This window comes from Pseudomonas sp. 14P_8.1_Bac3 (assembly GCF_025466085.1).
Classification (GTDB): Bacteria; Pseudomonadota; Gammaproteobacteria; order Pseudomonadales; family Pseudomonadaceae; genus Aquipseudomonas.
In genome coordinates this window covers 16,992-28,738 of the sequence record NZ_JANLOD010000071.1, presented here as the reverse complement: position 1 = coordinate 28,738, position 11,747 = coordinate 16,992, and the positions used below count along the sequence as shown (strand labels likewise).

Sequence of the window (11,747 nt, the reverse complement as noted above, 5' to 3'; positions counted from 1 at the left end):
GCTCCCACCCACAGCAGTACGTCTGGCTCCTGTGGGAGCGAGCCTGCTCGCGAAAGGGCGCCGCTGTAGATCAGAATTGCGCCGGCGTGTTCAGGTTCATCGATCGCTCAGCCAGCGCATTCGCCGTCTCTTCATCCACCGGCAACGAAAAGCTGAACGTCGCCCCTTGCCCCGGCACGTCCACCAGGCGGATCTCCCGGCCATGCAATTGCAGGATCCGGTGCACGATTCGCAGCCCCAACCCACCATCCCGCCGCGCGCCACCGATGTTGAACGGACGCAAAAACAAGCCTTCGCGAAGCTCCGCCGCGATACCGGGGCCGCTGTCGCTGACCGTAATTTCGACAAACTTTCCTTGTGGCACAAGGCTGATATCGATCGCCCCACCCTGGGGGGTATGGCGCAGGGCGTTGTCGAACAGGTTGGTCAGCACGCGCTCGATCAGGCCGAGGTCGGCGCACACCCCAGACACCGATGGCGCGAAGTGGGCCTTGAGTTGCACTTGCTGGGCTTCGGCCGTCAGTTCGAATTTCTGGAAAATGTCCTGCACCAGATCGGTCAGCGAGAAGCGTTCCAGCACCGGCTGCACGAAGCCGTGTTCAAGACGCACCAGCTCCAGCAACGACTGCGCCAGGCCACCGACCTTACGGCTTTGATCCAGGGCGATGCCCAGGTAACGACGACGGTCGGCAGGGGACAATGTGGCGTCCTTGAGCGACAGGGTTTCCAGGTAACCGTGCAGTGACGCCAACGGCGTGCGCAGGTCATGGGAAATATTCGCCACCAGTTCGCGGCGCTCCTGGTCCTGGCGGGTCAGCGAGCGCCACTGTTCGCTGAGGCGCGCCTGCATCTGCCGGAACGTGGCGTCGAGGATCGCGATTTCATCATGGCTGCTGGTCTTTTCCACCGGAGCTGCAACGGGTGGTGTCGCCGGGATGCCGTCGATGTCGAACTGGCTGACGGTATCGGTCAGGCGTCGCAACGGCCGGGTAATCAACGCAAAGGCGGTGAGACCGGCAATCAGGCAGAGCAGGGCGACCAGTCCGATAGACAGCAGCGCGGTATTGAGCGCGGCGCTGGTGGCACCCCGTTCCGCGAGGCGATCATGGTCTTCGCCAAGCAGCACCACGTAGAGATAACCGGCCGGTTTGCCGCCGACCTTGAGCGGCGCGGCGCTGAATACCTTGCGCGCGTCAACGCTGCGCGGGTCGTCACCGGGAATCGGCAGGGCATCGCCCCTGAGCAAACGCTGGATCGGCGCAAGGTCGACCCGTTCCCGGTGGATCCGCCCTTCGGGCGCGGCGCTGCCGACAATCTTGCCCTCGGTGTCGAGCAGATAGACCTCGACACTGGGGTTGACCTGCATCAGTTTGCTGAACAGGTCACGCACGGCATCCGGCATCAGCCCCTGGGTGTCCATCAGCACCGTGTCTTTGGCGATGTGTTGCGCCAGATCCCGCGACAACCCCTGCACCACTTCCTGCTCGTGCATCTCGTTCGAACGCACCTGCATCCACGCCGATGTGCCGCAGCACACGAGCAACAGCACGGCGAATACCAGCGACAGCCGTTGCGTCAGGGTCAATCTCACGGCTGCTCCTCCCGGGCGGCGAATTTATAGCCACGGCCCCACACCGTAAGGATGCGCACCGGCTCTGTCGGATCGGCTTCGATCTTGGCCCGCAGGCGGTTGATGTGAGTATTGACCGTGTGCTCGTAGCCTTCATGGCTGTAACCCCAAACGGCATTGAGCAGGTCCATGCGCGAGAACACCTTGCCGGGTTGGCGAGCGAAGAAATACAGCAGGTCGAACTCCCGTGGCGTGAGGTCAAGGTGTCGGCCATCAAGGGCCACGTCGCGGGTGATCGGATCGATGGAGAGCCCGTCGATGGTCAGGCTGCCGGCGTCCATCTTCAGGTTGCGGGCCATGGCGTCGACGCGGCGCAACAGCGCTTTGACCCGTGCCACCAGTTCAAGCATGGAAAAGGGCTTGGCGAGGTAGTCGTCGGCCCCGAGTTCCAGACCGAGGATCCGGTGCACTTCGCTGGAGCGCGCGCTGGTGATGATGATCGGTGTATAGCGGGCCATGGCGCGAGCGCGGCGGCAGATTTCCAGGCCGTCGACGCCCGGCAGCATCAGGTCGAGGATCAGTGCATCCCAGCTTCCCTGCTGCAGCAGTCGCATGCCTTCGTCGCCGTCGGCGCAGTGCACCACCTCGAACTGCTCGTCACGCAGGTGCAGGCAGATCAGGTCAGCGATATGCAGGTCGTCCTCGACCACGAGGACGCGTTTGTTCTGTTCCATCCAGTTCAATCCTTCGACGCAATGAGCGCATTGTGCGGGTTTTCCAAAGCCAGAGTTATCACGAATTGTTTAACTTCCCGTGAGGATTTGGCGATCCACCCAAGCCTAGGCTGTGTTCCATGAAAGGCACTTTGAATTTCTGGAGGCAGCCATGTTTTCACGGCGACAATTTCTTCTAACCACTGGCGGGCTGGGTGCTGCAGCCCTGGTGGTCGGTGTATTGCCAAAATTTGCCGCGAGTACCGCACTGGTCAGCGAGGCCAGTGCCGAGGAGGTATTCGAGGTGACCCACAGCGACAGTGAATGGCACGCGCTGCTTAGCGACGAGCAATACGACATCCTGCGCGAGGAGGGCACCGAGCGGGCCTACAGCAGCGCGCTGAACAACGAGCACCGTGACGGCACGTTTGCCTGTGCGGGGTGCGAGCTGCCGCTGTTTTCATCGACGACCAAGTTCGACAGCCGCACCGGCTGGCCAAGTTTCTGGGCGCCGCTGGACAAGGCGGTCGCGACCCGTCAGGACCGGTCGTTCGGCATGGTGCGCGACGAGGTGCATTGCCGACGTTGCGGCGGTCATCTTGGCCATGTCTTCGATGACGGGCCCAAACCGACCGGTCTGCGTTACTGCATGAACGGTCTGGCGATGACCTTCAAGCCACAGGCGGCTTGAACTTTTTCTTTCACTTCACGCAGGTCGACCCTATGTGGCTGCTGGTCCTCGCTTATCTCGGTGGTGTGCTGACGATTGTCAGCCCGTGCATCCTGCCGGTATTGCCCTTTGTCTTTGCCCGCACCGGGCAGCCGTTCATGAAAAGCGGCTTGCCGCTGCTGGCGGGCATGGCGCTGACGTTTGCGCTGGTCGCCACGCTGGCGGCGGTGGGCGGTGGCTGGGTGGTGCAACTGAATCAGTACGGGCGCTGGCTCGCGCTGGTGTTTGTCGCGCTGTTCGGGTTGACGTTGCTGCTGCCGCAACTGGCTGAGCGTCTGACCCGTCCACTGGTGGCGGCGGGCAGTCGCCTGTCGGAAGTCGCCGGCGCCGATTCGCGGCCGCGTCCCGGTGCTTCATTCCTGATTGGCGTGGCGACCGGCCTGCTCTGGGCGCCCTGCGCCGGGCCAATTCTGGGTCTGTTACTGACGGGAGCTGCGCTGCAAGGGGCGAGCATCGCAACGACGCTGTTGTTGCTGGCTTATGCCGCAGGGGCCGCCACTTCCCTTGCCGTGGCATTGCTGCTGGGCGGTAAAGTTTTCGCCGCGATGAAGCGTTCCATCGGGGCGGGCGAGTGGGTCCGTCGTGCCTTGGGGGCTGCGATGCTGGCGGGCGTGGCGGCGATTGCGCTGGGCCTGGATACCGGAATTCTTGCGCAATTTTCGACGGCATCCACCGGAGGCATCGAGCAGGCCCTGGTCACCCGTCTGGCCGGAAAATCACCGAACAACCGTGCGGTGCAGGATACGGCGGGCGCAATCAAAGTCGCGAACAACGCCCCCGCAACGCTGCCGGTCGAAGGCAACCTTCCAGCGCTGGACGGCGCCGTACAATGGCTCAACTCGCCACCCCTCGATGCCCAGGCGTTGAAGGGCAAGGTGGTGCTGGTGGATTTCTGGACCTACTCCTGCATCAACTGCCTGCGCACCTTGCCGTACGTGAAAGCGTGGGCGGAAAAGTACCGGGACCAGGGCCTGGTGGTGATCGGTGTGCACGCCCCGGAATTCGCCTTCGAGCGCAACATCGGCAACGTCACCAAAGCCATGAAGGACCTCGGCATCAACTACCCGGTGGCCGTGGATAACGATTACAAAATATGGCGTGCGTTCAATAACGAGTACTGGCCCGCGCACTATTTTGCCGACGCTCAGGGGCGCATTCGTTATCACCACTTTGGTGAAGGTGAGTACGCCGAGTCGGAGCGCGTCATCCAGCAACTGCTGCGTGAAGCGGGTGCTACCAAGGTCGACGACGGCTTGATCAATGCCGACGCGAAGGGCGTGCAACTGGCCCCGGACATGAACGAAGTGCAGTCGCCGGAAACCTATGTGGGCTTTCAGCGTGCAGAGCATTTCGTCCCTGAATCAGGCCTGGCGCCGGACAAGGACTCGGCCTACCGCCCGCCGTCGCAACTGGCCCTTAACGACTGGAGCCTGGACGGCCAGTGGAAGGTCGGGTCGGAGCGGGCCACTTCAAGTGCGCCGGCCAGTCGCATCGTCTACCGCTTCCATGCGCGTGATCTGCATTTGGTGCTCGGGCCTGGCGCTGACGGTAAACCGGTGCGCTTCAAAGTGCTGATCGACGGAAAAGCTCCCGGCGATGCGCACGGTACGGACGTCGCGCCTGATGGCAGCGGCAGCGTGACCGAGCAACGTTTGTATCAACTTGTCCGTCAGCCCGACGGTGTCACGGACCGGACCTTCAGCATCGAGTTTCTCGATCCAGGCGTGTCGGCCTACGCGTTTACCTTCGGTTGATCGTCATTCCCACTCTTCAGGAGTCAGACTCATGAAATTCCCGTTCACTTGGCGCCGCACCCTGGTTGGGCTGATTGCTGCTGGCGTCATCGGTCAATGCTCGGCATTCTCTTTCGGAACCACCGAGGACGCGGTCGTCCTTCCGCCTCCGGCCGTTGACGAAACCACCCAGGCGCACAGCGAAACCGCCGTCTTTGCCGGCGGCTGCTTCTGGGGCGTGCAGGGTGTGTTCCAGCATGTCAAAGGCGTGAAAAAAGCGGTCTCCGGATACGCCGGCGGTGCTGCCGACACTGCGCGATACGAACGGGTCAGCGATGGCGATACCGGTCACGCGGAATCGGTCGAAGTCACCTTCGATCCGGCGCAAGTCAGCTACGGCACGTTGCTGCAAATCTATTTCTCGGTGGCACACAATCCAACGGAATTGAATCGCCAGGGACCGGACACTGGCACTCAATACCGCTCGGCGATCTTTACCGAAAACAGCGAACAGCAACGTGTGGCACAGGCTTACATCGCTCAACTGGACGCGGCGAAATCCTTCAACAAACCGATCGTCACTCAGCTGGAAAGCTACAACGGTTTCTATCCGGCCGAGGAGGAGCATCAGGACTTCCTGACCGAGCATCCGACCTATCCGTACATCGTGATCAACGATCTGCCAAAGGTGGCGCAGTTGAAGCAGCTGTACCCGGAGCGGTATCAGGAGAAACCGGTGCTGGTGAAGGCGGGGATATGAGCGAAGGGGTGAGCCATCAGGTTCATCCCGTAATCACATTCTTGCCCGCCACCTTCGACCGGTACAACGCCTGATCAGCCCTGGCCAGCAGTCCGGTCTGCTGTTCTTCGTCAAAGCGCTGGGCCACCCCGAAACTGAGGGTCAGTCGAAAGTCGCCCACCGACGGCAGTTCTGCGAGACGGTGGCGGATGGATTCTGCGAGGCTCCGGGCCTCCGCCAGCGAAGTGTTGGGCAGGACCATGATGAACTCGTCACCGCCCCATCGTGCGAGCAAGTCGCCTTCGCGGACGCAGCGTTTGACGATGTCGACTACCTGCACCAACGCAGCATCGCCCAGCGCATGGCCGTAGTGGTCGTTGATGTGCTTGAAGTCGTCGATGTCCATGGCAATCAGCGACAGCGGCTGGCGAAAGCGCTGGGCGCGCTCGCATTCCAGCGGCAGGTTTTTACTCAGGCGATATCGGTTGGCGATTGACGTCAGCGCGTCGGTTTCCGCCAGTTTGAGGTTTTCTTCGAGTTGAAGCTGCAGTTGTTGATTCACCCGTGACAGCTCTTGGGTGCGTGCTTCGACGAGGGCTTCGAGGGATTGATTCCGGCGCTCGAGCGCTTCGACCAGACGCTTCTTGTCCTCGATGCTGCGGTGGGCACCGACCATGCGTGCGACCGAACCGTCGGCATTGCGGGCCAGCACATAACCACGGTCTTCGATCCAGACATAGCTGCCATCCTGTGTCCGGCAACGATACTCGGTCTGATAACCGGGAGCCCGTTGGCTCAGGTAGTCGTCAAACAGCGTCATGACCCGCGGGTAATCGTCGGGGTGAATCACGCTTTCCCAGGTCAGCACCGTGTTGTCGAGGGAGTGAGGCTCATAACCCAGCATTTCGTACCAGCCGGGGTTGCGGTAAACGAACCCGGTGTTAGCGTTCCAGTCCCAGATGCCGTCGCTCACCAATTCCATGATGGTGTGCAGCATGTCTTCGTTCAGATCCGACAGACTGAACTTGAGTGTTTCGATGTCCGAGGCCTCACCCATCACCGTTCTCCCTGATCAAAGTGACCTGCCAGCACGGAGATTAGTCGATGGCGTGTTCCGCCCGCTAGTGCTTGCCCCACATCCGGATGGCGAAGTCGACAAAGCTGCGCAATTTCGGCAAACGGTAGCGATCTTGCGCATACATCAGGCTCATCGGACGGCTTGACGGCAGGTAGTCCTGCATCAGGGCCACCAGTTTTCCGTCCTTGAGGTCCTGTTCCACCAACGCGTCGGGCAGCAGCACGATGCCCAGGCCGGTGCGCGCCGCTTGATGCAGTGCTGCGGAACTGTTGATCAACAGCGTCCCGTTGACCGCGACACCGACTTCACCTTCGGGCCCCATCAGGCGCCATTCCTTTTCCACCGAGTGCCAGTCATCGCCGGCCGGGTAGGCGAAGGACAGGCAGTCGTGAAGTCGCAGGTCATCCGGCGTTTGCGGGTTGCCGCAACGCAGCAGGTATTGCGGTGATGCGCACATGGTCAGGGTGTAATCCACCAGCGGACGGGCGATCAGGTTGGTCTGCTCCATGTGGCCCAGGCGAAACGCCACGTCGAAGCCGTTTTCCAGCAAGTCCGGTCGCCCGTTGGTGAGGACGACGTCCAGCTTGACCCGCGGGCACAGCAGCGCAAATTCGCTCAGGGCCGGCGCCAGTTTTTCCGTGCCGAACGTCAACGGTGCGGTGATGCACAGGGTGCCGCTCGGCTCGTCGAGAGCCTGCTCGGCCAGGCGTTCGGATTCGGCCACCAGCCCCAGTACTTCGAGGCAGCGTTGATAGTACGCAGTGCCGAATTCCGTCAGGCGCTGGCGCCGCGTCGTACGGTTGAGCAAGCGTACGCCGAGACGTTGCTCCAGCGCCCGAAGGTGATTGCCCACCATCGTCGTGGACATTTCGCACTGGAAAGCGGCCGCGGTCATGCTGCCGGTTTCCACGACTTTTACGTAAACGGTCATTGCCTGGAATAAATCCATTATCAAGTCCGGCTTTAAAATGAATGAAGTTTTGCAGCGTTTATCCAGCTCAGGTGGCTAACCATACTGCAAAAACACCGACCATTGATGGAGCTTGATGTCATGACCGCCGCCTGCCTGATGAGCACTTACCAACCCCTGGCCCTGAGTTTCTGCAAAGGCCTGGGCACACGCCTGTGGGATCAGGCCGGTCGTGAATACCTGGACGCGGTGGCCGGTGTGGCGGTGACCAACGTCGGCCACTCGCATCCGAAAATTGTCTGCGCCATCAGCGAACAGGCCGGATTGTTGCTGCACACCTCCAACCTCTACAGCATCGACTGGCAGCAGCAACTGGCGCAGAAACTGACGCGACTGGCGGGCATGGAACGGGCGTTCTTCAACAATTCCGGTGCCGAAGCCAACGAAACCGCGCTGAAACTGGCGCGGTTGCATGGCTGGCACAAAGGCATCGAGCAGCCCTTGGTGATCGTCATGGAAAACGCTTTCCATGGCCGCACGCTCGGCACGCTGTCGGCCAGTGACGGCCCGGCGGTGCGCCTGGGTTTCAACGAACTGCCGGGAGATTTCGTCAAGGTGCCGTTCGGCGACCTCAAGGCGTTGGACAACGTGCAAAAGGCCCACGGCCCGCGCATCGTGGCGGTCTTGATGGAGCCGATTCAGGGTGAAAGCGGTGTGCAACTGGCGCCACCGGGTTACCTCAACGCGGTGCGCGAACTGTGCAACCGGCGTGGCTGGTTGCTGATGCTCGACGAAATCCAGACTGGCATTGGCCGCACAGGCCGGTGGTTTGCGTTCCAGCACGAAGGCATCGTTCCGGACGTCATGACCCTGGCCAAAGGCCTCGGCAACGGCATCCCCATTGGCGCCTGCCTGGCCCGCGGCAAAGCCGCCGACCTGTTCACCCCTGGCAGCCATGGCAGCACCTTCGGCGGCAACCCGCTGGCATGCCGCGTCGGGTGCACCGTGCTGGAGATCATCGAGGAACAAGGGTTGCTGGAAAATGCCAAGGTGCAGGGCGAACGCCTGCTGGCCAGATTGCGCGCTGAACTGGCCGACGACCCGAACGTCCTGGCCATCCGCGGCCAGGGCTTGATGATCGGTATCGAACTCAAGCAACCGATCCGCGACCTGACCCTGATCGCCGCCCGAGATCACGGCTTGCTGATCAACGTGACGCGCGGCAAGACCATTCGTTTGCTGCCGCCGTTGACGATTGATGCGCGGGAAGTGGAGATGATTGTCAGAGGGGTGTGTCGGGCGGTGGGCGCAGCCTGAGTCGTAACTCAGTAATGATATCGACACATCACGACGCATAACTCATCGTCTTCGACTGCGTACACCAACCGATGCTCGCCGGTAATTCTACGTGACCAGAAACCGTTTTCTGTGTCTGATGTAGTCCCAATCCTATGTGCGCGCCATCCCCTCACACCCTGTTTCACTCATCCGACATGCCGCACTTTGGCCTTCGCCCGCCAATGCCGAATCACGGCGATCACCACCGCCAACACCAAAACCGCCAACGCGATCGGCAGGCGATAGGGTTTGAGGTTGCCCAACATGCTTTCAAGCGCTTCGCCGGCCCAGTACCCGGCGTTGGCGAACAGCGTGGCCCAGACCACCGCTCCCAAAGCATTCAACACCGTGAAGCGTAGCGGCGACAGACCGCTGGCCCCGATCACCACCGGTCCGACCAGGCGCATGCCGTACAGGAAGCGCACAGCGAACACCGAGGTCGAGGGGTAGCGTGCGATCAGACCGGTCACGCGTTCGATGGCGGCCTGTTGTTTACTCAGGCGTGGCAGCAGGCGAGCACCGAAATAGCGTCCGCTCCAGAACAGCAGTTGATCGCCCAGCATCCCGCCCAGGCTGGCCCAGCCAATCACCGGCCACAGGTGCAGCAAATGCTGGTGGGCCGCCATGCCGCCCAGAATCAGGATGGTTTCGCCTTCCAGCAGGCAGCCGAAAAACACTGCCCAGTAGCCGTAGGTCGAGAGCCAGTAATTGAAGTCAATGTGTTCGAACAAGAGCGCCTCCCCAAGGCCGACACTGCGGCTATTCAACTTCGGCCAGACGCGGACGAATTGGTTCGACTGAGTCGACTGTCAGTGACTGACAGACCGCCATCGCGAGCAAGCTCGCTCCTACAGTGGATCGGTGGCGCTTTCGGGGGCGACCATCCGGGTCTTCGGCGACCCGTTCGAATTGTGCTGGAAAATCGCCTGCGGTTGACCCTGTTCATTGAAGAACACTTGCCCGATTCCCGCCGAATTCCACAAGCGTTCACCGGCTTCGGCATGCTCCGGCACATGCGGCACGACGCGCATTCTTCGACGTTTGGTCAGCCAGTTCAGCGGCGAGCGCGGTGAGTAGAGCCAGCGGTTGAGCCGGTCGAACCACTCCAGCAGCGTCGGCGGAAATTCGTTCTTGATGCCGCTGCTGGTGATTTGCCAAATGCGCGGTCCGGCCTGGCGATGTCGGATCAACACTTCGTAGACGAAGGAATAATGCACGTCGCCCGACAGCACCACGTAGTTACCGGGTGTGCGCGAGTGTCGGAAAATATTCAGGATCACCTGCGCCGCGCCGCGATGGGCCATCCAGTTTTCCGCGTCCACCAACAGTGGGTAACCGCACCAACTGAACACTTTCTGCACGGTTTCGATCAGCTTGACGCCGAAGATCGGTGCCGGCGAAACGATGATCGCTGACGGGTGATCGAGCAATTCCTGCTGCAGTTCGCTCAGGGCTTCCCAGTCCAGCAGGCCCGAGGGTTGCTTGAGCGTCATTTCACTGCGCCAGCGTCGGGTTCGGGTGTCGAGCACCACCATCGCCGGATTGGTGGGTAGCACGTAATGCCATTGTTGAAACTTCAGCAGTTTATTGATCAACGCATCCTGCACGCGGCTGTCGAGATAACCGTCGTGCCCGGTGGCGATCACGCCTTCGGCGTTCTCCAGCAACGGACCGAACGCATCCGGGTTGTTGCCCCAGCCCTGGCACAACATATAGGCGATCAACGCGTTGCCGATGATGCGCTTGGAGAACGGATGGCCGTAGGCCGTTTCCTCCCATTGCGCGGAAAGATTCCAGTCATCGGTAATATCGTGGTCGTCGAAAATCATCAGGCACGGCAAGTGCGCGAAGGCCCGAGCGACACCCCCCAGACCGGCCTTGAACCCATCGATACGCGTCTGTTCCAGAGCGTAACGCTCGCGCCGTTCGGGAATCAGTTTCGGCGGTTTTGGCGTGATCAACGTCCAGGGTGTCGGCGACCATACAAGCAGGTACATGGCCATGACTTCGGCGAAGGTCACCAGGTGATTGTCGGCACTGCTGCTGGTGAAAATCGGCTTACGCGCGCCACCGAAAAATCGCTCACGCAGCGTCTCATTACTCTGCAACGCCGGTAACAAATCCGCACGGTGGTAATAGCTGGCCTCGTGTTCGTAGAGCGCAGCGCTGTCGCTGACCACCGCGCCTTCGAGGTACTCGCCGAACAGCCCCAACCGCTCGATCAAGGCATGGATCGCCCGCAGCATCGGCCCTGCCACGTCGTCGGCGTACACCTGATCGCCGCTCATCATCAACAACGCCGGGCGCTCCGTCGCTGCATGCGGCGACGCCAGCAAGCGATCAACGCAGAGCAGACCGTCCACCGCAGGGTGATGAGGTTTACGGCAGGAGCCGTGCAGCAACTGATCGATCCGCGAGCGCAGCACGAAATTCGGACCGCGTGCTTCGCCATATAACAGATGCGGCGCCCATTCGGCGATGCCCGTCTGCGCGTCGTCAATCAGCAGGTCGTACTCGATCAACGTGTCGCAGGGCAGGGCGGTGTCCAGTGGCACGTCGATCAAGTGAACGAAGGCGTGAGTACCGATCGGGATAACCGTGCATTGCCCTGCATCGAGGCAAATGTCGCCCACACCTTGCAGACGCAACGTCAGTGACAACGCCCGACTTCCTACGAGCCACAGCACCAGCCGTGTAGGCTCCAGACGCCGCAGCAGCGGGCCGACCAGAACGGGTGGCAGGTTTTGAAGGCTTTCGGGCGAAGGAGGGGACATGGACATCGGGCTTCAAGAATTCAAAGTGCACAGACGCGGGATGATAGCGTAGCGGGTGTCAATGAATCGTTGGAAGCGTTCGTGGTTCTGCCGGTGCAACCGGTGCAGGATTCGGACTACAGTGAACCCTCCTGGCAACTTGCGGGCGCTCGGAAAGGCGCT

Annotated in this window: 10 protein-coding genes and 1 pseudogene; 4 read left to right on the top strand and 7 right to left on the bottom strand. The window is 61.3% G+C overall.

The window, feature by feature from the left end; all coding sequences use genetic code 11:
• Positions 1-70: 70 nt before the first annotated feature.
• Both NTD84_RS25290 and NTD84_RS25285 read right to left on the bottom strand, forming a co-directional pair.
• Positions 71-1,591, bottom strand: coding sequence for a sensor histidine kinase (locus tag NTD84_RS25290; protein ID WP_262171291.1), 1,521 nt, complete (start codon positions 1,589-1,591; stop codon positions 71-73).
• Positions 1,588-2,304 (bottom strand): response regulator transcription factor, encoded by a 717-nt coding sequence (locus tag NTD84_RS25285; RefSeq protein ID WP_262171288.1) that lies wholly within the window; start codon positions 2,302-2,304, stop codon positions 1,588-1,590. The genes NTD84_RS25290 and NTD84_RS25285 overlap by 4 nt, the downstream gene beginning before the upstream one ends.
• 151 nt (positions 2,305-2,455) lie before the next feature.
• Between NTD84_RS25285 and msrB the strand changes: the two genes are divergently transcribed.
• The 3 genes from msrB to msrA are packed head-to-tail and all read left to right on the top strand — an operon-like array spanning position 2,456 to position 5,506.
• Positions 2,456-2,974 (top strand): peptide-methionine (R)-S-oxide reductase MsrB, encoded by a 519-nt coding sequence (gene msrB, locus NTD84_RS25280; RefSeq protein ID WP_262171287.1) that lies wholly within the window; start codon positions 2,456-2,458, stop codon positions 2,972-2,974.
• A gap of 32 nt (positions 2,975-3,006) precedes the next feature.
• Positions 3,007-4,767, top strand: a complete 1,761-nt coding sequence (locus tag NTD84_RS25275) for a cytochrome c biogenesis protein DipZ (protein ID WP_262171285.1) — start codon at positions 3,007-3,009, stop codon at positions 4,765-4,767.
• A 31-nt stretch (positions 4,768-4,798) separates the two neighbouring features.
• A complete protein-coding gene (gene msrA, locus NTD84_RS25270) occupies positions 4,799-5,506 on the top strand; it encodes a peptide-methionine (S)-S-oxide reductase MsrA (protein WP_262171282.1) in 708 nt (235 codons plus the stop codon).
• Positions 5,507-5,528: 22 nt separating this feature from the next.
• Here the strand turns inward: msrA and NTD84_RS25265 are convergent, their stop codons facing one another.
• Complete coding sequence (locus NTD84_RS25265; RefSeq protein ID WP_262171280.1) at positions 5,529-6,542, bottom strand: sensor domain-containing diguanylate cyclase; 1,014 nt, start codon at positions 6,540-6,542, stop codon at positions 5,529-5,531.
• A 64-nt stretch (positions 6,543-6,606) separates the two neighbouring features.
• Positions 6,607-7,512 carry a LysR family transcriptional regulator gene (locus NTD84_RS25260; RefSeq protein WP_262171278.1) on the bottom strand — a complete coding sequence of 302 codons (906 nt, stop codon included), beginning with the start codon at positions 7,510-7,512 and terminating at the stop codon, positions 6,607-6,609.
• 102 nt (positions 7,513-7,614) lie between these two features.
• On the opposite strand from NTD84_RS25260, the gene NTD84_RS25255 reads away from it, so the two are divergent.
• Complete coding sequence (locus tag NTD84_RS25255) at positions 7,615-8,790, top strand: aspartate aminotransferase family protein (protein ID WP_262171275.1); 1,176 nt, start codon at positions 7,615-7,617, stop codon at positions 8,788-8,790.
• Between the two features lie 8 nt (positions 8,791-8,798).
• Here NTD84_RS25255 and NTD84_RS25250 read toward each other — a convergent pair.
• The 3 genes and pseudogenes from NTD84_RS25250 to NTD84_RS25240 all read right to left on the bottom strand — a co-directional run.
• Positions 8,799-8,897: pseudogene (locus NTD84_RS25250) on the bottom strand (type II toxin-antitoxin system YoeB family toxin); the annotation flags it as partial.
• A 60-nt stretch (positions 8,898-8,957) separates the two neighbouring features.
• A complete protein-coding gene (locus NTD84_RS25245; protein WP_262171273.1) occupies positions 8,958-9,542 on the bottom strand; it encodes a DedA family protein in 585 nt (194 codons plus the stop codon).
• Between the two features lie 117 nt (positions 9,543-9,659).
• Complete coding sequence (locus NTD84_RS25240) at positions 9,660-11,591, bottom strand: alkaline phosphatase D family protein (protein ID WP_410017379.1); 1,932 nt, start codon at positions 11,589-11,591, stop codon at positions 9,660-9,662.
• Positions 11,592-11,747 lie beyond the last annotated feature (156 nt).

Coding starts and splice junctions, on each gene's coding strand:
- NTD84_RS25285 (WP_262171288.1), bottom strand. CDS start 2,304: ATGGAACAGAACAAACGCGTCCTCGTGGTCGAGGACGACCTGCATATC.
- NTD84_RS25265 (WP_262171280.1), bottom strand. CDS start 6,542: ATGGGTGAGGCCTCGGACATCGAAACACTCAAGTTCAGTCTGTCGGAT.
- NTD84_RS25260 (WP_262171278.1), bottom strand. CDS start 7,512: ATGGATTTATTCCAGGCAATGACCGTTTACGTAAAAGTCGTGGAAACC.
- NTD84_RS25275 (WP_262171285.1), top strand. CDS start 3,007: ATGTGGCTGCTGGTCCTCGCTTATCTCGGTGGTGTGCTGACGATTGTC.
- NTD84_RS25240 (WP_410017379.1), bottom strand. CDS start 11,591: ATGTCCATGTCCCCTCCTTCGCCCGAAAGCCTTCAAAACCTGCCACCC.
- msrA (WP_262171282.1), top strand. CDS start 4,799: ATGAAATTCCCGTTCACTTGGCGCCGCACCCTGGTTGGGCTGATTGCT.
- NTD84_RS25255 (WP_262171275.1), top strand. CDS start 7,615: ATGACCGCCGCCTGCCTGATGAGCACTTACCAACCCCTGGCCCTGAGT.
- msrB (WP_262171287.1), top strand. CDS start 2,456: ATGTTTTCACGGCGACAATTTCTTCTAACCACTGGCGGGCTGGGTGCT.